At 54.8% G+C, this 23,158-nt stretch carries 19 protein-coding genes and 16 tRNA genes; 29 read left to right on the plus strand and 6 right to left on the minus strand.

Features of this window, described 5'->3' with window-relative positions; genetic code table 11:
- From FHS18_RS32700 to FHS18_RS32780, 17 genes are all read left to right on the plus strand, one after another.
- Positions 1-86, plus strand: a tRNA-Ser gene (locus FHS18_RS32700).
- 12 nt (positions 87-98) lie between these two features.
- Positions 99-173: transfer RNA gene (locus FHS18_RS32705), tRNA-Glu, on the plus strand.
- An 8-nt stretch (positions 174-181) separates the two neighbouring features.
- Positions 182-258: transfer RNA gene (locus FHS18_RS32710), tRNA-Asp, on the plus strand.
- A gap of 24 nt (positions 259-282) precedes the next feature.
- A tRNA-Gln gene (locus FHS18_RS32715) sits at positions 283-357 on the plus strand.
- A 6-nt stretch (positions 358-363) separates the two neighbouring features.
- Positions 364-436 (plus strand) — tRNA-Lys (locus tag FHS18_RS32720).
- A 15-nt stretch (positions 437-451) separates the two neighbouring features.
- Positions 452-537 (plus strand) — tRNA-Leu (locus FHS18_RS32725).
- A 9-nt stretch (positions 538-546) separates the two neighbouring features.
- Positions 547-633, plus strand: a tRNA-Leu gene (locus FHS18_RS32730).
- A 3-nt stretch (positions 634-636) separates the two neighbouring features.
- Positions 637-711, plus strand: a tRNA-Gly gene (locus FHS18_RS32735).
- A gap of 7 nt (positions 712-718) precedes the next feature.
- Positions 719-795: transfer RNA gene (locus FHS18_RS32740), tRNA-Arg, on the plus strand.
- Between the two features lie 8 nt (positions 796-803).
- Positions 804-880: transfer RNA gene (locus FHS18_RS32745), tRNA-Pro, on the plus strand.
- Between the two features lie 130 nt (positions 881-1,010).
- Complete coding sequence (locus tag FHS18_RS32750; RefSeq protein ID WP_183604609.1) at positions 1,011-2,168, plus strand: MFS transporter; 1,158 nt, start codon at positions 1,011-1,013, stop codon at positions 2,166-2,168.
- Between the two features lie 160 nt (positions 2,169-2,328).
- Positions 2,329-2,403 (plus strand) — tRNA-Glu (locus tag FHS18_RS32755).
- A 10-nt stretch (positions 2,404-2,413) separates the two neighbouring features.
- Positions 2,414-2,490 (plus strand) — tRNA-Met (locus FHS18_RS32760).
- An 11-nt stretch (positions 2,491-2,501) separates the two neighbouring features.
- Positions 2,502-2,578, plus strand: a tRNA-Asp gene (locus tag FHS18_RS32765).
- A 13-nt stretch (positions 2,579-2,591) separates the two neighbouring features.
- Positions 2,592-2,667, plus strand: a tRNA-Thr gene (locus tag FHS18_RS32770).
- A gap of 10 nt (positions 2,668-2,677) precedes the next feature.
- Positions 2,678-2,764: transfer RNA gene (locus FHS18_RS32775), tRNA-Leu, on the plus strand.
- A 3-nt stretch (positions 2,765-2,767) separates the two neighbouring features.
- Positions 2,768-2,842 (plus strand) — tRNA-Gly (locus FHS18_RS32780).
- A gap of 138 nt (positions 2,843-2,980) precedes the next feature.
- Here the strand turns inward: FHS18_RS32780 and FHS18_RS32785 are convergent.
- A complete protein-coding gene (locus tag FHS18_RS32785; RefSeq protein WP_183604610.1) occupies positions 2,981-3,763 on the minus strand; it encodes an AraC family transcriptional regulator in 783 nt (260 codons plus the stop codon).
- A 372-nt stretch (positions 3,764-4,135) separates the two neighbouring features.
- Here FHS18_RS32785 and FHS18_RS32790 point away from each other — a divergent pair, with 372 nt between their 5' ends.
- The 5 genes from FHS18_RS32790 (at position 4,136) to FHS18_RS32810 (ending at position 9,003) form a co-directional block, all read left to right on the plus strand.
- Positions 4,136-4,936, plus strand: a complete 801-nt coding sequence (locus tag FHS18_RS32790; RefSeq protein WP_183604611.1) for a transglutaminase domain-containing protein — start codon at positions 4,136-4,138, stop codon at positions 4,934-4,936.
- Between the two features lie 295 nt (positions 4,937-5,231).
- Positions 5,232-6,365 (plus strand): metallophosphoesterase, encoded by a 1,134-nt coding sequence (locus FHS18_RS32795; protein WP_183604612.1) that lies wholly within the window; start codon positions 5,232-5,234, stop codon positions 6,363-6,365.
- Between the two features lie 102 nt (positions 6,366-6,467).
- Positions 6,468-7,856, plus strand: a complete 1,389-nt coding sequence (fumC, locus tag FHS18_RS32800; protein ID WP_183604613.1) for a class II fumarate hydratase — start codon at positions 6,468-6,470, stop codon at positions 7,854-7,856.
- Between the two features lie 39 nt (positions 7,857-7,895).
- Positions 7,896-8,303, plus strand: coding sequence for an acyl-CoA thioesterase (locus tag FHS18_RS32805; protein WP_183604639.1), 408 nt, complete (start codon positions 7,896-7,898; stop codon positions 8,301-8,303).
- Between the two features lie 73 nt (positions 8,304-8,376).
- Positions 8,377-9,003: a nitroreductase family protein gene (locus FHS18_RS32810; RefSeq protein WP_183604614.1), complete on the plus strand. Its 627-nt coding sequence runs from the start codon at positions 8,377-8,379 to the stop codon at positions 9,001-9,003.
- 468 nt (positions 9,004-9,471) lie between these two features.
- On the opposite strand, the gene FHS18_RS32815 is transcribed toward FHS18_RS32810, so the two are convergent.
- Positions 9,472-11,268, minus strand: a complete 1,797-nt coding sequence (locus tag FHS18_RS32815; RefSeq protein WP_183604615.1) for an ABC transporter substrate-binding protein — start codon at positions 11,266-11,268, stop codon at positions 9,472-9,474.
- Positions 11,269-11,400: 132 nt separating this feature from the next.
- On the opposite strand from FHS18_RS32815, the gene FHS18_RS32820 reads away from it, so the two are divergent.
- The 3 genes from FHS18_RS32820 (at position 11,401) to FHS18_RS32830 (ending at position 15,863) form a co-directional block, all read left to right on the plus strand.
- Positions 11,401-12,909 carry a DUF4153 domain-containing protein gene (locus FHS18_RS32820; protein ID WP_183604616.1) on the plus strand — a complete coding sequence of 503 codons (1,509 nt, stop codon included), beginning with the start codon at positions 11,401-11,403 and terminating at the stop codon, positions 12,907-12,909.
- Positions 12,910-13,143: 234 nt separating this feature from the next.
- On the plus strand, positions 13,144-13,893 hold the full coding sequence (locus FHS18_RS32825; RefSeq protein ID WP_183604617.1) for an ABC transporter ATP-binding protein: 750 nt from the start codon (positions 13,144-13,146) through the stop codon (positions 13,891-13,893).
- A complete protein-coding gene (locus tag FHS18_RS32830; protein ID WP_183604618.1) occupies positions 13,890-15,863 on the plus strand; it encodes an ABC transporter permease in 1,974 nt (657 codons plus the stop codon). The genes FHS18_RS32825 and FHS18_RS32830 overlap by 4 nt, the downstream gene beginning before the upstream one ends.
- An 81-nt stretch (positions 15,864-15,944) precedes the next feature.
- Here FHS18_RS32830 and FHS18_RS32835 read toward each other — a convergent pair whose 3' ends face one another.
- Positions 15,945-16,943: a sensor histidine kinase gene (locus FHS18_RS32835; RefSeq protein ID WP_183604619.1), complete on the minus strand. Its 999-nt coding sequence runs from the start codon at positions 16,941-16,943 to the stop codon at positions 15,945-15,947.
- Positions 16,940-17,611: a response regulator gene (locus tag FHS18_RS32840; RefSeq protein WP_183604620.1), complete on the minus strand. Its 672-nt coding sequence runs from the start codon at positions 17,609-17,611 to the stop codon at positions 16,940-16,942. The genes FHS18_RS32835 and FHS18_RS32840 overlap by 4 nt, the downstream gene beginning before the upstream one ends.
- A 191-nt stretch (positions 17,612-17,802) precedes the next feature.
- Between FHS18_RS32840 and FHS18_RS35295 the strand changes: the two genes are divergently transcribed.
- The 3 genes from FHS18_RS35295 to FHS18_RS32855 are packed head-to-tail and all read left to right on the plus strand — an operon-like array spanning position 17,803 to position 20,692.
- Positions 17,803-18,903 (plus strand): ArsR family transcriptional regulator, encoded by a 1,101-nt coding sequence (locus FHS18_RS35295; protein WP_183604621.1) that lies wholly within the window; start codon positions 17,803-17,805, stop codon positions 18,901-18,903.
- Positions 18,904-18,935: 32 nt separating this feature from the next.
- The gene (locus FHS18_RS32850; protein ID WP_183604622.1) at positions 18,936-19,895 is read left to right on the plus strand and encodes an ABC transporter ATP-binding protein; all 960 of its coding nucleotides are present in this window, start codon (positions 18,936-18,938) and stop codon (positions 19,893-19,895) included.
- Positions 19,892-20,692 (plus strand): ABC transporter permease, encoded by an 801-nt coding sequence (locus tag FHS18_RS32855; RefSeq protein WP_183604623.1) that lies wholly within the window; start codon positions 19,892-19,894, stop codon positions 20,690-20,692. Before FHS18_RS32850 ends, FHS18_RS32855 begins: the two co-directional genes overlap by 4 nt.
- A gap of 35 nt (positions 20,693-20,727) precedes the next feature.
- Here FHS18_RS32855 and dnaN read toward each other — a convergent pair whose 3' ends face one another.
- Together dnaN and FHS18_RS32865 are read right to left on the minus strand one after the other, a co-directional pair.
- Positions 20,728-21,963, minus strand: coding sequence for a DNA polymerase III subunit beta (gene dnaN, locus FHS18_RS32860; protein WP_183604624.1), 1,236 nt, complete (start codon positions 21,961-21,963; stop codon positions 20,728-20,730).
- Positions 21,953-22,228: a ribbon-helix-helix domain-containing protein gene (locus FHS18_RS32865; protein WP_246428047.1), complete on the minus strand. Its 276-nt coding sequence runs from the start codon at positions 22,226-22,228 to the stop codon at positions 21,953-21,955. The genes dnaN and FHS18_RS32865 overlap by 11 nt, the downstream gene beginning before the upstream one ends.
- A gap of 214 nt (positions 22,229-22,442) precedes the next feature.
- Here FHS18_RS32865 and FHS18_RS32870 point away from each other — a divergent pair, with 214 nt between their 5' ends.
- The gene (locus FHS18_RS32870; RefSeq protein WP_183604625.1) at positions 22,443-23,108 is read left to right on the plus strand and encodes a carboxylesterase family protein; all 666 of its coding nucleotides are present in this window, start codon (positions 22,443-22,445) and stop codon (positions 23,106-23,108) included.
- Positions 23,109-23,158 lie beyond the last annotated feature (50 nt).

The raw sequence follows: 23,158 nt of genomic DNA on the forward strand, positions 1-23,158 counted from the left end.
AGAAGTACCCAAGTGGCTCAAGGGGACCCTCTGCTAAGGGGTTAGACTGCGTAAGTGGTGCGAGGGTTCGAATCCCTCCTTCTCCGTTCTATTTTCAAGGCCCGTTGGTCAAGGGGTTAAGACACCTCCCTTTCACGGAGGTAACAGGGGTTCGAATCCCCTACGGGTCACCATATAATGTGGAGCCGTGGTGTAGAGGCCTAACATGCCTGCCTGTCACGCAGGAGACCGCGGGTTCGAATCCCGTCGGCTCCGCCATTATAACTTCATTACCCTCACTGTTGGGGATTAGCCAAGCGGTAAGGCAACGGACTTTGACTCCGTCATGCCAAGGTTCGAATCCTTGATCCCCAGCCATTGTATGAGCCATTAGCTCAGTTGGTAGAGCACCTGACTTTTAATCAGGGTGTCGTAGGTTCGAGTCCTACATGGCTCACTTTCATTTTCATATGCGGTTGTGGTGGAATTGGCAGACACGCTATCTTGAGGGGGTAGTGCCCACCGGGTGTATGGGTTCGAGTCCCATCAACCGCACCATATTATTTTGCGGTCATGGCGGAATTGGCAGACGCGCTAGATTCAGGTTCTAGTGGTGTAACAACCGTGGAGGTTCAAGTCCTCTTGACCGCACCATATGCGGAAGTGGCTCAGCGGTAGAGCATCGCCTTGCCAAGGCGAGGGTCGCGGGTTCGATTCCCGTCTTCCGCTCCATTAATACGCGCCCTTAGCTCAGCTGGATAGAGCGTTTGACTACGAATCAAAAGGTCAGGAGTTCGAATCTCTTAGGGCGCGCCATTTATTTTCGGGATGTAGCTCAGCTTGGTAGAGCACCTGGTTTGGGACCAGGGGGTCGCATGTTCAAATCGTGTCATCCCGACCATTTATTTTCAAAGATACATAGTTTAAGATAGTAGTCGGTTTCCTTACGGGAATCGACTTTTTGATATTTATCGACCATAGCCATTATATAATGAAAGCAAGCAAAGCCCTGTTAGAAAGGAACGATCTCGTTGGCGATACATTGGCTGCGGGGGTACAACTTCTTCTACTTCTCGCTATTTTCTATCTTTCTTTCATTTCTCCCGATTTATTTGCGATCTCAGCATATTACGAATACGGAACTAGGGCTCATTCTCGGGCTTGGCGGCTTCGTCGGCATGCTGTCCCAGCCGATATGGGGAATGATTAGTGACCGCTTCCGATCGCTAAAGCATACGCTTGTGATGCTGCTTCTCGTGTCGGTCGGTATAGGTGCGGCATTGTTCCAGGCTTCCGATATGATACTGTTAGGCGTTCTAACCGGGTTAATGTACTTTTTCTTCATGCCGACAGATCCTTTGGTGGAGAGCCTTAATTATCAGTCCGCTCAGAGACTGAATATTCCGTTTGGCTCGATTCGCATGTTTGGCGCGCTTGGCTATGCGGCCTCCTCGCTCGTTGCAGGAGTTGCGATCGAGTATTATGGACAAGGCAGCTACTTCGCGCTGTTTATGTTATATGGCGTACTAGCGCTGCTCTTATGCTTAAAAACGCCGGAAGCACCAGCAGTTTCCAAACGAATGCAGTTGACGGATATGAAGCTTTTCCTGAAAGACAAACGTACCATTATGTTCTTTTCGTTAATCTTGATTCTTGCAATTCCGCATCGTATGAATGATATATTCATTGGCGTCTACATCCAAGAACTTGGAGGGACAGTTAGTCAAGTCGGCATAGCGTGGACGGTCATGACCTTATCCGAAGTGGTTGTATTTGCGGTAAGCCATCGATTAATTCGCGAAGGCAAAGAATTGGCAGTCATCGCATGGGCTGCATTCTTCTATGCACTACGTTTCTTACTCAGTTCAATTATGGCTGCACCAATAGCTGTTGTAGGCCTTCAGCTGCTGCAAAGCGTATCGTTCGTCTTGTTCTACGCGGCGGCGATTCAATATTTATATCGCATCATACCGCCAGCATGGAAAGCAACGGGGCAGACCTTGCTCGCGACACTGTTATTCGGCATTTCCGGTGTGGTGAGTTCCACGCTTGGGGGATGGTTGTTCGATCAGGTCGGTGGACGGAACGTGTACCTTATCATGGCGCTGCTGGCTGGCGGAGGTATGGTCTATAGTTGGGCGATTCATGTAAAGATGAAAGACCAAAAAACCCAGAAAACGAGCCTCTAAGCTCGCTTTCTGGGTTTTGCCTGTAGGGGAGCAGGCTGACCGAGGTGACGTCGATCGACAATAAAACAGATATTTTTATATTTTTTCAGAAAAAGTATTGCCAAGCCTAGAAATCATATGCTATATTAATAAACGTTCGTGTGAAACGAATTGCGAATATGGCCCGTTGGTCAAGGGGTTAAGACACCTCCCTTTCACGGAGGTAACAGGGGTTCGAATCCCCTACGGGTCACCATTTATATTAACGCGGGGTGGAGCAGCCCGGTAGCTCGTCGGGCTCATAACCCGAAGGCCGCAGGTTCAAATCCTGCCCCCGCAACCAAATAGTAACGCGGAGCCGTGGTGTAGAGGCCTAACATGCCTGCCTGTCACGCAGGAGACCGCGGGTTCGAATCCCGTCGGCTCCGCCATCTATGTTAACATGCCGCTGTAGCTCAATTGGTAGAGCAACTGACTTGTAATCAGTAGGTTGGGGGTTCAAGTCCTCTCGGCGGCACCAGTATTATTTTGCGGTCATGGCGGAATTGGCAGACGCGCTAGATTCAGGTTCTAGTGGTGTAACAACCGTGGAGGTTCAAGTCCTCTTGACCGCACCATAAGCGGAAGTGGCTCAGCGGTAGAGCATCGCCTTGCCAAGGCGAGGGTCGCGGGTTCGATTCCCGTCTTCCGCTCCATATGATGATTAGACGTCCAGATTGCTGGACGTTTTTTTGTTTTATCCGGTCGATATCCGTTGGTGTCGTCCGGATTTTTTTGATTACACAATGGAGTGCGTTAGATGGCATTTGCTGCGGTCCGGTGTCCATCCAATCCTAATCCAAGTACCAAGAGGTATGTCGACGGAAATGGGAAGGTGGTGCACCTGTAACCGCCTTGAATTTTTTGTAGAAACACGACAGGCTGTCGAAACCGCATTGCGCCGCAATTTCGCTGATTGAGCTGCTGCTGTGGTGAAGCAAGTCTTTGGCATATAGGATGCGTTGGGTAAAAATGTATTCCATCACATTGAGTCCGATGAGCTGTTGGAACAGCTGGGATAATTGCGTAGGGCTGACCTTCGTGAATCTGGCCAGCAACGGCAGATGAATGTCTTCGAACAGATGCTCATCGATATATTGTAACGCCTCGTTCATCCAGGCGGAGATCGGGGTTGAGGTACGACTGTTAGGCAGCGTACCTTGGCAGAGCTCGGCATCTAGGAAGCGCAGCAACTGTTGCAGCATTTGGATGACGGCAGGCTCACATCGATTCTTGGACGTATGCGCTAAGTGAAGATGGTCCAGCAATTGAGGAATGGACTTGTTATCCTGTTTCGTATCCCATCGGTAGTGCTTGCTCAGCTTGCAGTATTCGAACATTGTCGATGGCGTGAAAGAATCTGCCGCGGCGCCATCCGAGAATAGGAGAGGACTGAATGTGAGTGCTGTAGTAATTGCGGGGTCTATCGCATCCGGGAGTGTACGGTGAATGGTATTGCCTGGAATGAGGAACAGATCGCCGGCTTGCATATCATACAGCGTCTGTCCGATGAACAAAGTTCCCTGTCCGGGATGAACGTAGACGATTGCCGGCCAGTCATGAACATATTCGAGCAACTCGGGATGTGTGCTCCTCATGCATTGGTAGGCCAAAAGGAACCCGGGTAAGCTCTTGGCCTTGCAGTGATTGCGTGTCGGATTCACGTTGGGAGGCTCCTTCACATTCATTTTTGACGGCCCCAGGATTGGAATGATGGGGGTGATGAACAAACAGGTATCATGGAACGTGGTGCTCATCGTCGATTTAGCGGCTTATGGATGATTTACACTGCAGAAGTTTGTCTTGAATCGTGTTCATTCGACTTCAGCTTGGAGAAATTTAGTGACGCCAAATTGGACTAAACCCGAGGAGTTTGTCCGAGAACTTTGTTCTCCAATAATTGTTAGCGTATAATGAGGATAGGACATCCGATCGGAGGCACTTACATTATGCGCAGCCTGTTTGTGAGAATTGTGCTAATTGTTGTCGTCATTGGGTATGGACTCGGTACGGATTTTCGCTTCACGGTTGTTCAGGCCAAAGGCGAACTTCCCGCAACCCTCGAGGCGCTCGAGCAAGATATTGCCCACTCATTGAGGAACCAGCAGACGGCTATCACCTTGTCCTACGCTGGTAACAAAACTGAACTGTCATCAGAAATCGCAGAACTGATGCGGCGTGCAATCGGTCAGGATGATTATATCGCCTATATCGTGGATTCTTACTTTTACTCTGTTCGTTCGTGGGGAACCACGGCTTCCATTCGAATTAACGTTCGCTACCGGGAAACGGCTGAACAGACGAAACTGGTGGACGAGCGTATTGCGAGTGTGCTGTCTAATCTCATAACCCCTGATATGAAAGAAGAGCAGAAGGTACAAGCCATTCATGATTGGATTGTGCTGCACATGCGCTACGATGAGGCGCTGCAACGCTATACGGCCTACGAAGCGCTTACGCAAGGAACCGCCGTCTGCCAAGGGTATACGCTGTTGGCATACCGGATGCTTCAAGCTGCTGGCCTCACCAGCCGCATCGCGGAAGGGGAGGTTCACACAGGCAGCCACGTATGGAACCTTGTCCAGATTAGAGGCAATTGGCACCATATGGACGTTACATGGGATGATCCTTTGCCGGATCGGGCCGGGAAAGTCCGATACGCCTATTTTTTGAAAAGTGATGAAGAGATGCGTAACGACCACAAGTGGGTGAAAACTTATCCTCTCGCAACCCCATATGTCACAGACTAGATTCGGACATGAAGAGGAGCCGAGGGATGTTTGTTGTAGGTGTATGCTCGAACACGGCGTGTTACTGTTCATGGATGCTAGGGAATGCGGGTGGATTTTTGACGTCGCTTTGCAAGCGTTTCCTGTGCAGGATGGGCTGCCTATTGAATGCAATGTTCCTACATAAGATGGGCACTCAAGGGACAACTGTTACGCCCACCTGTTGAGATACGCAGAGGCGGAGGGATTTTCGTCTACCGATTGGCGCACTTGTATTTATTCGTACAAATTGGATCATACGTGGGAGTAACGATCGATGAGAATTGTACCAGCTATTGTATTTCTTGCTCTTTTCCTTGGATTGAATGCATGGATTAGTTGGAATGGGTCCTTGTTCTGGGAGGAAGTCCTTCCCGCATCTTTCATCCAGATTTACTGGGCGGTCTACGCCATACTGGCGTTTGCCTATATAGCATCAATGCTCCTTCGCAAGCTCCTGCCATATTGGGGCTATTCGACTCTGAAAGTGATCGGCTCTTACGGCTTGGCGATTCTCTTCTATTCGCTGCTGCTCGTGCCCGCCGCCGATCTGATCTACGGCTTGCTTCGCCTGGCTGGCTTCGGCCGGAACAGTGCGTTGCATACGGCTGGGTGGTTCGCCTCCGGCATGTTGGCGCTGCTCATCGCACGAGGCTCGTGGAATGCATGGCGCCCTATCATTCGACGCTATGACATTGTTATTGACAAAAAAGCCGGCCGGTTCCGCGAGCTGCGCGTTGCGATGGCCTCGGATCTTCATCTAGGCAACATCGTGGGCAAGCGTCATTTGAAACGGCTCATACGGTCGGTCGAGACGATCCAACCGGATCTCATTCTGCTCCCTGGCGATGTGCTTGATGACAGCGTGGAGCCGTTCGTACGCCAGAATATGGCCGAGGTGATGAGGGAGCTGCGCGCACCGCTTGGCGTGTATGCTACGCTTGGCAATCATGAATACTATGGCGGGCATATCGACGAGTACGCGCAGCGTATGAAAGCGATCGGAATCGAGGTTCTGCAGGATCAGACGGTGAACATCGCGGATTCCTTGTATGTCGCAGGACGCAAGGACAAGACGGCGGAAGCGCTGCAAGGCGGAAGGCTCCCGGTAACGGAGTTATTGCATGAGCTCGACCATAGCAAGCCGATCCTGCTGCTGGACCATCAGCCTTACAGCTTTGACAAAGCTGCGGAAGCAGGAGCCGATCTGATGCTCTCCGGTCATACGCATCGGGGGCAAATGGCGCCGAATCACTGGATTACCGGCCGGCTGTTCGAGCTGGATTGGGGTTATCTGCGCAAGCATGCGATGCATGTCATCGTCTCTTCCGGCTTCGGAACCTGGGGGCCTCCAATTCGGCTGGGCAGCCGCAGCGAGGTCATTGACATCCGCATCACCTTCCAGGGCTAGCGAGCGCGGCGAGTGGAAAACTGCACCATGGGTACAATGTAGGAGGAGCTGCACATCAGGTTGTAACATGAACATCATTATCAATCATTGGAGGTCAAGAAGATGAGCTATCGGATTGAGAAAGATTCCATGGGAGAAATTCAAGTACCTGAAGAACGTTTGTGGGGAGCGCAGACCCAGCGCAGCCTCGAGAACTTCAAGATTGGCACGGAAAAAATGCCGCTTGGAATCATTCATGCATTTGCTTACCTGAAGAAGAGTGCAGCTTTGGCGAACAAAGATCTGGGCAAGCTTGATGGCGCGAAAGCTGACGCGATCGCAGACGCTGCCGATGAAATTCTCGGCGGCCGCTGGGATGATGAATTCCCGCTCGCGGTCTGGCAGACGGGCAGCGGTACGCAATCGAATATGAACGTCAATGAAGTGATCGCGCGCCGGGCCTCCCAGCTTCTCGCGGAACGCGGCAATGATGGCAAAGTTCATCCGAACGACGACGTCAACCGTTCGCAAAGCTCCAATGATACGTTCCCGACCGCGATGCATGTCGCTGCGCTCATTGCAGTTGAAGAGCTGGTGCTGCCGGCGATCGAGCAGTTCAAATCGACGTTGGTGGCGAAGAGCGAAGCGTTCACGGATGTGATCAAAATCGGACGCACCCATCTGCAGGATGCGACGCCGCTGACACTTGGCCAAGAAATTAGCGGCTGGGTACGCATGCTGGAGAAGTCCGATGCAATGATCCGTCTGAGCTCGGAGTCGCTGCGCGAACTGGCTATCGGCGGAACAGCGGTAGGCACAGGTCTCAACGCGCATCCGGAGTTCGGCGACAAGACAGCCGAGGAGATTAGCCGACTGACAGGCAAAACGTTCAAGAGCGCGGTTAACAAGTTCCATGCGCTTACCAGTCATGACGAGTTGGTCTTCGTGCACGGTGCATTCAAAGCATTGGCGGCGGACCTGATGAAAATTGCCAATGATGTTCGCTGGCTGTCCAGCGGCCCGCGCTGCGGGATCGGCGAGATCCGCATTCCGGAGAACGAGCCAGGCAGCTCCATCATGCCAGGCAAAGTAAATCCGACGCAGAGCGAGGCGCTTACAATGGTCGTCTGCCAAGTGATGGGCAACGACGCGGCGATCGGTTTTGCAGCGAGCCAAGGTAATTTTGAACTGAACGTATTTAAGCCGGTTATCATTCATAATTTCCTGCAATCGGCACGCCTGCTGGCGGACGCGATTCGTTCGTTCGATGAGAATTGCGCAGTCGGCATCGAAGCGAATCTCGACACGATCAAACGCCACCTGAACGAGTCGCTGATGCTCGTCACGGCATTGAATCCTCATATCGGTTACGAGAATGCGGCGACGATCGCGAAGACGGCTCATAAAGAGGGTCTGACGCTACGCGAGGCGGCTGTTCGCAGCGGACTTATCACGGGCGAGAAGTTCGACGAGGTTGTAAAGGCCGAGGACATGATTCATCCGAAAGAATAGCAAGCGCCTGTAGAAAATCGACAGGAAGAAGTGAGGGTACTGCAAGCCAAGCTTAGCTTAGTCGTGCGTTCGACTGAAATCGATGTGAACGGCCATGTGAACAATGCCAAGTATTTGGAGTATCTGGAGTGGGGCAGGGAAGAGTGGTACGAGCAGGCGAAGCTGCCGTACGAAGCGTTCCTCCAGTTGGGCATTCAGACGGTTACAGTCAACATCAACATCAATTACCGGCGTGAGTGCAGGCAGGGCGATCAGCTGACGGTCATCACGCAAGCGGATAAAGCCGGGAGAAGCAGCTACGTGCTCCGCCAGGAAATCGTGAACGCGCGCGGCGAAGTATGCGCCGATGCGCTCGTAACCAGCGTCACGATGGACTCGGATACGCGCAAAAGCAAACCGATGCCGGAGAGACTGCGGACGTTGTTCCCGGAAGTTGACGCCAATTAAACCATATATAGATGGATGCAGCTGCGGTCTGCAGCAAGCAAGCCGAAGCTGTCACTTTGAGGAGGAGAAATCGATGAGCCATATGGATGTAAACGAGCAAAAAGCGTTGTTTGAACTGACTGAAGAGGTTAAGGCGCACCGTCAGCCGGAGCACCCGGTCAATTCCCTATTCGTTAACCGCTGGTCCCCGCGTTCTTTTGCGAGCACGCCGGTTGCCGAGGATACGCTAGAGACGATACTAGAAGCGGCACGTTGGGCGCCTTCCGCGTTGAATCTGCAGCCTTGGCGCTTCATTGTGGCGAAAGATCAGCAACAGCTGGACTTGTTCAAAGAATTCATCCTGCCGGGTAACCGCGGATGGACGGATCACGCCCCTGTCTTGCTGCTGATCGCTTCCCATCCGCTCCGCGATAGCGGCGAGCCGAACGGCGCTCATGCCTTCGATGCTGGCGCGGCCTGGATGTCGCTCGCGCTGCAAGCAAGAGCGCTCGGTCTCGTAACGCACGCAGCAGGCGGCTTTGACCGCACGAAAGCGAGAGAAGTGCTCGAAATTCCAGCTGAGCTAGAGCTTCATGCGGTCATCGCCCTTGGCTATCAAGGCGGACTGGATACGCTAGACGAAAAGTTCCATGCGCGCGAGCTGCCAAGCGGCAGACGCCCAATCGCGGAAAGCGTGATAGAAGCGAAAGCGAAAGCTTAAGTTATAGTTAAAACAAGCAAAAAGTGTCCATGCGTAGAACACGCATGGACACTTTTCTATTTTAAACGTCAGCGTGTCCACAAAGTGGACGTCAAGCGAGGGTCAGCTCTTGTGACGATCATATGTGCGAGCCCATCAAGTTTCCACCCTAAGGCACAAAAGCCGCGAACGAAGCTCGAAATCAGAGCTTTGTCCAAGCGGAGTGCGGCATGCCGAATCTGCATGCTAGCTAATCCGCGGGGACAAAAGCGGGCCAACGCCGAAAGAACACATCGAAGACGGCCGCGTTACGAGTCACGCCGATTATCGGAGTCAAGAGGGTGATGACCCTCTTGTTCCCCTCCAATGGAGGGGGAAGGGGCGAGGTGAAAACAGGGGGTTCAGTAGGGCGCAGCCCTACCAAACTCAGCGGGTTGCAAGGGCAGCAGCCCTAGTCTCTCCCCACAGCGAGTCGCAAGGGCAGCAGCCCTACACAAACCACAGGTCCCTAAACCTAACCCAGCTGAGCGATTCCAGCGCAATGCCGCGCACATTCGGATGGAATGCTGTTTTGAGATGCTTCCTGTACAGGAATAACAGACTACTGCGGGATTTCAACTGGTCTTCGATAGCCTGGAAACTCGCCGTACGCAGCGCGGGATCGGGTTCGGCCAGGATGGCGGTGAGCGAGGTTTCCAACCAGTGCTGCATGTCTGGCGACAAATGCTGCTGCAAGCTTTTGTACAGATCGATCAGCCGCAGTTCCCGATGCTCGTCGAGCATGATGGCGAAGAGCAGCAGATCGGCGCTCATGCGCGCCTCGCCCTTGAATTGCTCGGCAGGAATGAGCTTCGTCGTTATTCGAATGCCGACGCTCGCGCATAGCTGCTGAATGAAGCGGGCATCCGTTTCATACTGCGGGATCGTCGCCAGAATGAGCGCTTCACCTCGGTAACCGGCCGCCTCGAGCTCGCGCTCGATAGCTTCCGGTTCGATGTCGATGGGCGAAGGTGCAGGCGAATTCGGCCCGCTTGCCATCATTTCCGGCCAGAAGCTGTCCCCCATCTCGATGACGTCGCCGGATAATAGTTCGAGCAGCCGCAACCGGTTAATCGCCGCGTTCAGCGCTGCGCGAATCCGCTCGTTACGCATCACGCCTTCCTTCAACTCGTTCACCGTTATGAACTTGCAGGTCATACCGGATTGACGTACCTGCTGCCACCGCTCGGCGCTGCTGCTGATCCGGACATTGTGCATCACTTGGAATGTCGGGAGATGCGCCTCCCGCGCCGCAGCGGAATTCTCCGGCATCGCCCACACCTCAACCCGGTCGAGAAAGCCTCGCCCTTGAAAATACGCCGGGAAGACCTCCAGCTGCCAGACACCATGCTCATTGCCCGCAAGACGGAACGGGCCTGTCCCGACCGGATTGCGCCCGAACGCCTCGCCAACCGTCTCGCATAGCTCCTGCGGCACGATCGCCGCACGGTTCGTCGACAAGAAGGCGAGGAACGCTTCGTTACGCGCAGCCAGCCGGATTCGAATCGTGTAATCGTCGACCACCTGCATATCCGCAATACCTGCATAAGCCCAACTATATAAACCTTTGGGCGCGAGACGTCTCAACCGTTCCAGCGAGTAGCGGACATCTTCGGCCACCATCTGATGGCCATGATGGAAGAGGACGCCCTTGCGCAAATAAAAGGTCCATGCCGTACGCGATGCATCCACGTCCCACGCATGCGCCAGATGAGGTTCGACGCTCCTGCCTTTGGCATCCATCCGAACGAGACTGTCGAACAACTGGCTGACCAGATGCGACTCGCCGGTAAAATGGATTCGTGCCGGATCGAGCGTATGGATCGTCTGCGGCAGCGGAAACCGCAGGATATCCGAACGCGTCGCCCCTTGGACTTCCGTACGGAACCCGAACTGGCTAGATAGCCAATCATGGAACTGTTCCTTGGCCGCGTCGCCGTCCTCAAGCGTATGGAGCAGTTCCAACGCGGCATGCAGCTCCTGCTTATCCACAAGTTCCTGAGCTTCGGCTAACAGCATCTGCTCTTTCTTCACTTGGAAGCGCAGGGTAGAACGGTTGCCGCGGCCGCGTTTGGCCTCCCAAGCCAGCCAGCCTTCTTCCTGCATTCGCTTCAGCAGCAGCACCATATTCCGGTGCGTGCAATCGAGCACCTCAGCGAGCTCGCCGACCGTGGCCTCGAATGGCGCATCATCCGAAATATGCGGATAAGAGTTGCGTAAGGCCAAGTAGTGCCGTCTTATTTTCACGAGCCAAGCACTCCTTCGCTAAAATAGGAAATTCATCGGAATGAAGTTACACTTTTTGTTCTTGTTTTCTAGGCTACAATAAAAGGGAGGATTGCACAAGGTTCTCGACTTGAGGAAGAGGAGTGACAAGGAATGAGAGATCCGGCACCTTGGCAAAAGCGCTATCATCGCTTGCTGCTGCTTGCCCTGACGTTCGGGCTGTTCAGCCAGTATATGTTCGTCGGGCATGATGCGGGGATATCGGTACTACTAGTTGTCGGAGGGTTCTACGGCTTGTTGTTCTATGGGGTCAAAGGCAGAATCGGCGGTCTCGATCAATGGCGCGGCCAGACGCGTTCCGGCTGGCTGTTATTCGTGCCGATCAGTTTGCTGGCCATAAGTTATGCCGTGTTCGCCGGGGAACTGTTCCGTGCGCTCAACGCGGTGATATTGCCGCTCATGCTGCTCTCGCAAGCGGTCCTGCTGACAAGAAGCAGCAAGCAGCCTTGGTATCGTCCGGGTTTCTATGAGGATGTCATCCATCTCGGCTTCATCAAGCCGCTTACGTATATGACGGTTCCTTTCAGTTTGGTCAGCGAGTGGATTGCAGCGAAGGAGGGAGAGTCCTCCGGCAGAGGAAGCCTGCGAAAAATATCGCTTGGCCTCGTAATCGCTTCACCGGTCCTGGTTGTCGTCATTTCCCTGCTCGCTTCGGCCGACAGCATCTTTCAATCGATGCTGCAATCGATTCCCGATCTGGCAGGCGGGCTTCATGCCGGCGAGTTCGTGGTAAGGCTGCTGGCCGCGTTACTAATCGCCACGTACGCCTTCTGTTACATATGGGGGTTGCTGTTTCGGGAGCCAGCGGCAGGGTCTGCCTTCCCTTCCACTGTTGCGGGGTCTCCAACAACTTCAGGACGTCCAAGCCTGCGGCTTGATCCGATAACGGCCGCGACCTTATTCATCAGCGTGAACGTCGTCTATCTACTGTTCGCGGCCGTTCAGTTTACCTACCTGTTCGGAGCGGCGGACGGTTTGCTGCCTGACGGCGAAGCGTATGCGGCTTATGCGCGCAAAGGGTTCATCGAGCTCGTGCTGGTAGCCGTAATTAACCTGGCGCTTCTGTTGATCGGCCTTCATGGCGTACGTCGAGAGGGAAAGACCGTTCAGCTGGTAATAAAGACGACGTTAGCGCTCATCGTGGGCTGTACGGTCGTCATGCTGGTGTCGGCGTATAGCCGCCTGGCACTGTACGAAGAAGCTTATGGGTACACGTTGACCCGCCTGCTCGTACACGGGTTTATGCTATTCCTGGCAGTGCTGCTCGTGATCGCGATCGTCCGGGTATGGTGGAGCCGATTCTCGCTGGCCAAGGCCTATATATGCGCCGCGGTTATCGCTTACGTCCTGATGAATTACGCGAACTTGGATGCACGGATAGCGGCCAATAACGCGGAGCGTTATGAGGCAACAGGCATCATCGATCTGGACTATCTGGCCACGAGGTCGGCAGATGCGACGCCTGCGTTGGCGGACCTGGCTGCGCGCTATCCCGAGCTTGAACAAGCGCGTGCCATCTTGGCAGATATGCGTCAGGAAGCGAGTCGAGATCGCGCATGGCAATCGTGGAATTGGTCCAAATGGAGAGCGGCGGAGAGCTGACATCACAGGTTGTTGGCATCGATCCGTACGGATCACACAGCAGTCACGGTCACCACGCATGCAAAAGCCGGCAGCTCATCGCGAGTTGCCGGCTTTTTGGCCGTGCCGGAACTCCGCATCCCGAGCTGCGCCGACCGCTAAAGTGACAAAACCGTCACCTCTCTTCCTATTACTTCGATGGTTAGAAAGCGGAAACCCGTCTATAGTAGGTAACATGAAGAGGAGGTCGCAAGGATGCAAACGGTAATCCGCACGAAAAATTTGTCCAAAAACTATGGCAAAACGGCTGTGTTAAAAAATATCGACCTGATGATCGAACGCGGCGAATTCACGGCCATTATGGGACCGTCGGGCTCAGGCAAGTCGACGCTTATGAACGTCTTGTCCACGATCGATACGCTGTCCGGCGGCGACGTGTGGCTCGGCGAGCAATCGCTGCTCGCGCTCGGGAAGAAGGAGCTGCGCCAGTTCCGGCAGGCGAACATGGGGTTTATTTTTCAAGACTATAACCTGCTCGATACGCTCACGGTGAAGGAGAACATTCTGCTGCCGCTCTCGCTGCGCAAGATGAAGACGGCGGATATGGAACAGCGGCTGGCGCCGATCGTCGACGCGCTGCATATCGGCGATATTCTGGCCAAATATCCGAGCGAGATCTCCGGCGGGCAAAAGCAGCGGACCGCCTCGGCACGGGCGATCATTACGAATCCGACGATCGTCTTCGCCGATGAGCCGACTGGGGCGCTCGATTCCCGTTCGGCCACGCAGCTGCTCGAGCAGCTGGTCCTGTTGAACGAGACGTTCCGCACGACGATTCTGATGGTGACGCACGATATTTATGCCGCGAGCTACTGCAGGCGGGTTATTTTTCTCCGGGACGGCGCGGTGGTCAGCGAACTCTATGCCGGCGATCAGAGCCAGAAGGCGTTCTACGACCGGATTCTGGATACGCAGAGCCTGCTCGGAGGAGGCAAAGCGCGATGAGCCTGCTGGACCTGACGCTCCGGAATGTGCAGCGCAACTTCCGTCTGTACACGATCTATCTGCTGTCGATGATCCTGGGGGCAATCATCCATTTTACGTTCTCGTCGCTCATGTTCAACGAAGACATCTTGCAAGCGTTGGAGAACCGCGACAACTTCAAGCTCGGCGTGGCGGTAGCTTCGGTCGTCATCTTCCTGTTCATCATCTTCTTCATTCTGTATGCCAACTCGTTCTTCATGCGGCAGCGCAAAAAAGAATTCGGCATGTATCTGCTCTTCGGCATGAGCGAACGGCAAATTACGCGGATGGTCTTCTATGAGACGCTGATTATCGGCGCGATCTCGGTCGTCGCGGGCACGCTGCTCGGCGGGCTGCTATCGAAGCTGTTCGGCATGCTGCTCATGAAGCTGATGCAGTATGACCAAGTGATTTCCCTTTCGTTCCCATTAGAAGCGATCGGGACTACGGTTGCCGTCTTCCTGCTGCTGGCTGTCATCATTAGCGCTCAAAGCTATATCGTCGTTCATCGGGTGAGGCTCATCGAGCTGTTCCGGGCGAAGGAAAAGATGGAGAAGCCGATCGGGTCGAGCACGCTGCTCGCCATGGCCGCGATCATCCTCCTCGGGGCGGCGTTCGCCGTCATCGCGGCAGGGACGAACTCGTTCCTATGGGAGGATTACACGCTCATCAGCATGCTGATCGTCACGGTCGGCATCATCGGCGGAACGTTCCTGTTCTTCCGGCAGTTCGTCGGCTGGCTGCTCGCGTTCATCAGCCGCAGGCGGCGTTACCATGAAGGCAGCACGATGCTCTGGTCGTCGGCGCTGCGCTTCCAGGTGCGGAGCAACACGCTGAACTTGACGTTCATCTCGCAGTTCAGCGCTTTGATCGTCCTGCTGACCTGCTTCGTGACGATCAATTACAAGGTGCAGTTCGAAGGCGTGGGCCGCAATCTGCCGAACGATATCGCCTATGAGGTGACGGATGCGCAGTCGAATGAAGCTGCAGCCGCAGCGATCGAAGCCTCGGAGCATAAGCCGATCTGGCATCGTACGTTAGAAACCGTCGTCGCGATGCCGACAGCCGGTATGGAGCAGGCGTTCGAGAGTCCGGCCGACTATTATTCTCCCTACGTGCTCCTGGTACCGGAGAGAACCTATCATGAATTCCTGGATCTAAGAGATAAAGACGACCAGCGGGTAGAACTGGCAGACGATGAAGCCGTCTCGCTGTCCCAGGGCGTCGATATCGGGGTGAAGTACGCGTCAGGGCAGGAGCCGCTGTTGGAGCTTACGACGAACAGCCAGCCTTCGAGCTTCCGATTGAAGGAGCTGAAGGATTACGCGCTGCTCGGGTGGATCACGATTCCGGGTCAATCGATGCAGTACAAGCCGGCGGTGGTCGTCATCTCGGATGCGGCGTACGACGCGATCTATCCGCAAGGAGAGAAACGGCAATTCGAGATTTATCAGGTGGAAGATGCCAAGAATGCTGAGGCGTTATCGGCAGAGGTGTACGATATTGTGGCGGGGCAGCCGGATACGTATTACTCGTCTTATGCCGACGTTTATTCGGTGCAGATCGAAGGGTCCGCGCTGATGCTGTTCGCCAGTGCCTTCCTGGCGCTCATCGCGATCTTTGCCCTGGCGAGCGTCATCTACTTCAAGCAGCTGAAGGAGGCGACGGAGGCGCAGCAGCAGTATGCCATTCTTCGCAAAATCGGGGTAGGCGACCGCCAGATGAAAGGTGTCATCCGCAAGCAGCTCTTGTTCGTGTTCTCGCCGCCGCTCGTCCTCGGCATGGCCTACAGCTGGTTCATCATCAAATACGCCATTCTGGACTCGATCCAAGGCTTCCCGGGACTAACGAGCATCGTCTGGGGCATTATGGGCGCATTCTTCCTCATCTACGCGTTGTTCTATCTGTCCTCGGCCAAACTGTATTACCAGATCGTGACCTCGCACACGTAATAAGATAGAGCGGATGCCGAACAAGCCGCCGATGCCGGACCCATCAAGGGTTAGCGTCGGCGGCTTGTTCTTACGTATCCGTCAGTCCCGCGCTGTCTCCAGCAACAATCCCCGGTGCGGATCATGATGCTTCGGAAAATGGACGATGAGTTCCGTATAGCGGCTAGGCTCCGACGTTGCGGTCAGGTAATGACCAAGCTTCCGGGACAGCTCCTGCGCGAGGAATAGCCCCATGCCGGTCGATTTCATGACCGCCCGGCCGTTAATGCCCGAGAAGCCGCGGTTGAAGATGCGCGGCAGATCCTCCGGCTTGATGCCGATGCCGCTATCCCGGATCAAGAGCAGCTTCTCCTTGGTGGTCACCTGCGTCCGGATCGTGATTTCGCCGCCGGGAGCGGTATATTTGAGACTGTTGGTCAGCACTTGATTCACGATAAACTGCAGCCATTTCGTATCCGTCTGGACGATCAAAGGCTCCAGCTCTAACTGCACCCGGATCCGTCTCGATATGAACGTCTTCGCGTGCTGCTTCACAAGCGACTTCATCAGAACGGACAGATCGCAATTCATCAGCTCGTAATCCTGATTGAAGGTATCGAGCTTGGCATAATAGAGCGCTTGGTCAACATAGTGCTCGATACGAGTCAGTTCCTCCTCGAGACTCGCCGCATCCATCTCGGTCTGCTGCATGAGCCGCAGCACGGAGATCGGCGTCTTGATCTCATGGAACCAGGAGACGATGAAGTCATAATGTTCGCGCTGCTGTTCCTGGACATGGTTCAGCGCCCGGATATGCGCTTTCTCTTGTTCGTCCATCGCTTGCAAGTAAGAGGCTGCTTCCATCGACAAAGGGGCCGCATCCTCCATGGCGCTGTGCCGGATGGCATGGAGCGTACGATAATAGCGGTAGATGTAGAAGCCAACCGTGACGAGCAGGACAAGCATGAGCGCATACAGAACGTTGCTCCACAGCGGGCTGCTCTCGGGTGCCGTGGCGAATACGAGGATGATCAGCACGAAACTGATCGCTTGCAAAAGCAGGGCAGGCCGCTCATAGGCCAGGAATCGCCAAAATCTCATTCGATGATATACCCCATTCCTTTGCGGGTGACGATATAATCCTCGAGCCCGAGCAAGGCGATCTTGCGCCGCAGCCGGTTCACGTTCACGGTCAGCGTATTGTCGTCCACGAACTGCTCGTCATTCCACAGCGCTTGCATCAGCTCGTCCCGCGATACGATTTTGCCGATATGGCGCATCATCAACTGCAGAATAATGAATTCGTTGCGGGATAACTCGGCGCTCTGCCGGCCATGGGCGACGGACGAAATGGCCAGGTTGAACACAAGCTCGCGGTGCGCCAGCTGCAGCTGCTCGTCCTGATAGGTGTAATTTCGCCGCAGCAAGGCGCTCACTTTGGCGACGAGCACGCCGAGATCGAACGGCTTCTGCACGTAATCGTCCCCGCCCATATTAATGGCCATAATGACATCCATATTCTGATCGCGCGAAGAGAGGAACAGGATCGGAACCTTCGATATCCGGCGAATCTGCTGGCACCAATAATAGCCGTCGAACACCGGAAGGTTAATATCGAGCAGCACGAGATGGGGCTGCGCCTGCTCGAAGACGGCCAGCACTTCATCGAACGCCGTCACCTCCGTCACCTGATACTGCCATTTGCGCAGTGTGTCGGCCACGATGGCGCGAATTTTCTCGTCATCTTCGACGAGCAGAATGTGAAACACCAGTTAACGCCTCCAATCTCAACCGTTATCCATGATTTGTCTCTAGTATACCATTGGTTGCGTGGGACAGGCAGCCATGCGCAATCCACCTCAATTACAGTTATTGACAGAACGATTGTAACTCTGGTAGTTTTTATTTAAATGGAAACTTAATATCGAGTTAAAGGAATTTAATAATCACTTAAAAGGTGGTGAATTCCATTTCACAGCAACCGACGGTCTCTTCGCTGATGCATTTTCACTATAACGAGCCGCTCGAGTTCATCTCGGCACTGGCAATGGCCGGGAAGAAGGACCATATGATGGAGTTTGCGCGCGAACTCCGCATCGCCCCCGACGAGCATGTTTTCGGCTTGGTGGATGGCTCGATCAGCCGGTTATCGGCGCATATGAAGCGGGAGCTGGCCTGTTTCTTCGGCCAAAGTATGTACTACGAAAGGCTTGATGGGCTGCTCTTCCGGATCTGTTACGAAGCCAAGGAGCTGCGGACGGCGCAGGAGTGGCTGGACGTGTACCGGGAGCAGTCGCCTGCTGCGCTTACCGGCTGGTTCATTGATGCGGTCTATGCCAGCGCCGGTGTCCAGTGGCGAGGCGAGTTTGAGCTTTCGCAAGCAATGGAGGAATGGGATCGTCTGGAACGGCTGGTCGCTGCTTCGCCGCTCGCCGATCGCGATATTCAACTGGAACTCCTGGAATACGTTCGCTTCCCGGAGGAGTTCAAGCTGCGAACGATGCATCTGTTGGAGGCGTTCCATCAATACGGATTCGAGCCGATGCGAGAGGAGCTGCGCTCGCATGGCGAAGCGGGGGCTGCGAGATATGAGAGGCTGTTTGCGGCAGATCCCGAAGCGGCATTCCGGGCGATCGCGCGGGCAGACCCGAGCCTGGTCACCAAGCGGACCAAGGTACATATCAGCTACATCTCGCAGATCCGAGCGGATATGCACCGCATCGCGGATCCAGCTCTTCCGGACTGGATGGTTCTAGGAGCCGGCAACGACCAGCTGGATCAACAACGCGAGGAGAAGGAGACGGTCGAAAAATTCCTGAAGGTCATTGCCGACAAACGGCGGCTCGATATGATCGAGATGTTGAAGGAGCGCAGACATTACGCGGGCGAGTTAGCCCAACTGATGGGATTGACGCCGGCGGCGATCCATTACCATACGAATCTGCTGCTCGATCTGGATCTGATCCGGATTACGAAGGCGGACAGCCGGATTTATTATGAGCTTGATCTTGCGCGCCTTGAGGCGATGATGGAGCAGACCCGGAGAATGCTGCTGCGATAAGGAGCAGGCACAGGGACAAGGAGGCAGTCGCGATGAGCGAAGCGATTTTCACCATGGAGCAGGTCACTCAACTGTATAGGAAAGGGAAAACAACCACTCTTGCGAACGACGACATTACGCTGGATATTAGGCGGGGCGAGATTCTTGGCGTACTCGGACCGAACGGCGCCGGCAAGTCCACCTTGATCAAACAGCTTGTCGGCCATCTGAAGCCGACCTCCGGCCGCGTGCTCTACAACGGCCTTGATGTGTTCAAGCAGACGAACACGGTAGCTAGCGAAGTTGCTTATTACGCACAGGAGCCGCATGTGCTGTCGCCTCTTAAGGTAATGGAGGCGCTTGTCTTTACTGCCCGCCTGCGCGGCATGGAAGCGAAGGCGGCCAAGCTGGAAGCCGAGGAGCTGCTCGAGCGGTTCGAGATGACGGCCATGAAGGAGAAGCGGCTCAGCCGGTTGTCCGGCGGGCAGAAGCGGATGGTCGGAATCGGCACGACGCTGATCGGCCATTGCCCGGTGCTGATCCTCGACGAGCCGACGAATGAGCTGGATCCGAAGAAACGGCGCATGGTCTGGGAGCTGATCGAAGAGAGGAACCGGCTTGGCGCCACCGTTATTCTGGTGACGCATAACGTACTGGAGGCGGAACATGTCGTGGATCGCGCGGCCGTCATCAACCACGGCCGGCTGCTAGCGATGGACAGCGTGGCGAATCTCAAGCAGCGGGTCGATCAGCGCCTCAAGTTCGATATTCAGACCGCATTCGGCCTTCGAGAAGAGGTTGAGCGAGTTTTATCGCCATGGGGGTTGAAGCAGGAAGGGACGGAGAATCGCATTCGGCTGCTCGTCGACAAGGCGCAAGCAAGCGAGCTGCTGGCGATGATCATCTCGCGTACCGATTTGCCAATCGAAGAATACGCCGTCCTGCCCCCGAGCCTTGAAGACGTGTATTTCCATATCGACCAACAGGCTGAGCAAGGAGGCGCGATCGCATGAGCCAAACCGCTATGCCCCTTCACGCCAGGCAGACGCAGGTCAAACGGGGGATTGGCCGATGGTGGACGGAATTTATGATTTTGTTCCGGATCCAGTTCGCCATCATTCGTGACAGCTGGATATGGGTGCTGATCATGGCTACGATGTTCCCGCTCACGACGATTATGTTCATGCGCTTCTTCACCGTGAACCCGACCCATGACACGATCATCCAGATTATTGCCGGCAATCTGATCTTCGGGGTCATCGTCATGGGGATGAACGGGCTCGGGCAAGACATCTCGTGGCAGAAGCACCAGAATCATTTTACGTTCTATGCCTCGCTACCGATCTCCAAGCTGAACTTCGTGCTGGCGAATATGATTCGCGGGCTGATGAACACGCTTCCTTCATTCCTGATCCTAGGCGGCCTCGGACAGTTGATCTATGGCGTGGAGCTTCATTTGTCACCAGGCCTGCCGCTCGTCATTCTCTTATGCCTATCGAGCATCGTCGGGATCGGCATCATATTAGGCTTCTGGTCGCCGAATCATCAGCTGACCAATATGCTCTGCCAGGCGCTCATGATGCTGGTAACGTTCCTATCGCCGGTCATGGTGACGGCCGATCAGCTGCCGCAGATTCTGCAATGGTTCTCTTACGCGCTGCCAACCACGTACGCCGCCGATGCAATGAGACTCGTGCTGACGGTCGGCTGGACTGACCGGGTCATGATCGACTGTCTCGTTATGCTGGTGATCAGCATCATTTCGCTCTTCGTCGTCAACCGGCTGGTGAGCTGGCGCGTATCGCCTTAGCATGTATCAGCGGCAGACGCTTGCATCGCCGGCGCTTATGCGCGCAGCGGCGTAAGCAGGTAGATAGTGGAGGGATCATCCTGAGGAACGATGGTGATCGGTCCCGTGGAACCGGTGAATCTAAGCGTGACGGCAGGACTCTCGATAGCGCGCAAAATATCCCGGATGAACCGGCCGCGGAAAAAAATTCGCAGGGGCTCGCCTTCCATATTCGCTGCCGTTAACTCTTCATCGCCGTCGCCTAGCTCCGAGGCGGCCGACTTGAGTTGCATCGACTGCGCTGTAGCGTGAAGTTCGATATGTCCGCCCTCGCGCCCGAGCAGTTCCAATCGCTCGATGGCAGCTGCAAACGCTGAAGTATCCGCGAGGACCGATGTGGTATGCGCCTCCGGGATCAGCCGCGTAGAGGCAGGGTAGCTGCCTTCCATCCGCACCGAATAAGCTGCCCAACGGTTCGTGCGGAACAGGACGTGGTTCCGGCCGACACTCAGTGAGACGGCCTCTTCGGTGCCGCCTGCGAGCAGTTTGGCGATATCGACCATATTGGCAGCCGGCAGCAGGAGCAGCTGATCATCGTCATCGCGGGCCCCCGAGCTCAGAGCAGCATGAATCGAAGTGCATCCCAGCCGGACTCCGTCGGAAGCCAGCAATTGCAGCCTGTTCTCATCTATGAGGCGGCAGGCAATGCCGGTCAGGACCGGACGCTGCCCGGAGGCAGAAGCGGCGAATGCCACCTGTGTGATGGCCTTGTTCAGCTGGTCGCATCGCATCGACAACACTGTAGTCGGACCGATGTCCGGCAGCGGCGGGAAGTCGCTAGGATCCATCCCGCGGAGCCGGAACCGGGCATGGCCGGCTTGCAGCCGGACGCATGACGAAGCTTCATCGAGTTCGAGTCGAATCGGACCCGGAGGAAGCTTCTTCGTCATATCATGGAGCAGCTTGGCGGGCACGACGGCTTGTCCATATATGGCAGTGCCGACCGGGCTGTCTTGCAACAGGAAGTAGCGAATGATAAGGCGAAAATTGCTCGCCGTAAACGACAGCCCGCTGGCATCATGACGGATCAGTATGCCTGACAGAATGGGGAGCGGGTTGTGGGCGGATACCGCCCTCATGACCGCGGTGAGCGCATCGAGTAACGCCTCCCGAGGTACAACGATCGAACACGTCTCGCTTCGGTCCGTCGCCTTGTATTTCTCCGGAATGAAGCGTGAATCGCGATTATAATCGGCGGTTGCTGGTTCATCTTGTGATCGATTAATTTTCATCACGGGTAACATCCTTATGAGGCCTATCGGACACGTCATCCATGTAGTGCTCGACCATCATCCGCAGCAGCTCCGACTTCGAGCGGCCTTCGCTTACGCATGCTTGTTCGAAGCGCTCCCACATCTCGAGGCTTAACGTGAGCGAAACTTTCCTTGTCTCGCCGATTCCTTTGCGTCCGGCGCCGCGCCGGGGTCCGCCCTTGTTGAACATCAGCTGTACTTGTCCTTCTTCAGCGGGAATGCCAACTTTCATGTTAGGATCCAATGGAAATTGCCCCTTCCTTTGAAATAAGTTACTTATTTCAAATATATGGTTATATACATCCTAACACACATGGAGGAAGAGGAACAATCCACATTTAACTTTTTGCCTAGAAGGGGTCTATGTAACACCTCTGATTTAGGTAATAATGTCACTTTTTTCAAGGGTATAAATATTTTAAACTTGACCAAAGAGGCATGCAGAGAGGAAGACTGGAATGGATATAAGATCGCATTACTACGAGCGGAAGATCGAGAAGCAGGTGCGAATGGGCTATCAACTGCTATTGCCCGATTCGTATGCCGATACGGTAGACAAGCAATGGCCGGTCATCTTGTTCTTGCACGGCGTCAACAAACGCGGCAACGATCTGGAGCAGCTGCGGGGCTACGGTCTGCCTGACATTGCCCGGGCAATGAAAATACAGGATTTTATCATCGTCGCGCCTCAATGTCCGGCGTATTCGAACTGGCCGCTGGAACGCGATGCCGTACTCACTCTGCTGGATCTTCTGATAATGGAATACAGGATAGACCGTTCGAGAGTTTACGTGACGGGATTCAGCATGGGAGGGCACGGGGCGTGGGACTTAGCTGCTCATTATCCCGAGCGTTTCGCCGCAGCGGCGCCGCTCGCCGGATGGTATCAGCCGGAGGCTGCCGGGCTGCTGAAGGGGATGCCGATCTGGGCTTTTCACGGGGAAGAAGATTCAACCGTTAATGTGCTGTCGATGGAAGTGATGGTACAGGCGCTCAAGCTGGCTGGCCATAAGGTGAAGACGACGATCTTCCCGGGTCTCGCCCACAATATTATGCAGGCGGCGTACAGCATGCCCGAGCTGTATGCCTGGTTCCTCCTGCATCGGCGAGAATCGGGGACGTGAATAGCGAGGCGGTCATTCGTCTTGCGGCGCACCAATAAGGACAGCTGATC

The sequence above is a fragment of the Paenibacillus phyllosphaerae genome (genome assembly GCF_014192105.1).
Lineage (GTDB): Bacteria > Bacillota > Bacilli > Paenibacillales > Paenibacillaceae > Paenibacillus_Z > Paenibacillus_Z phyllosphaerae.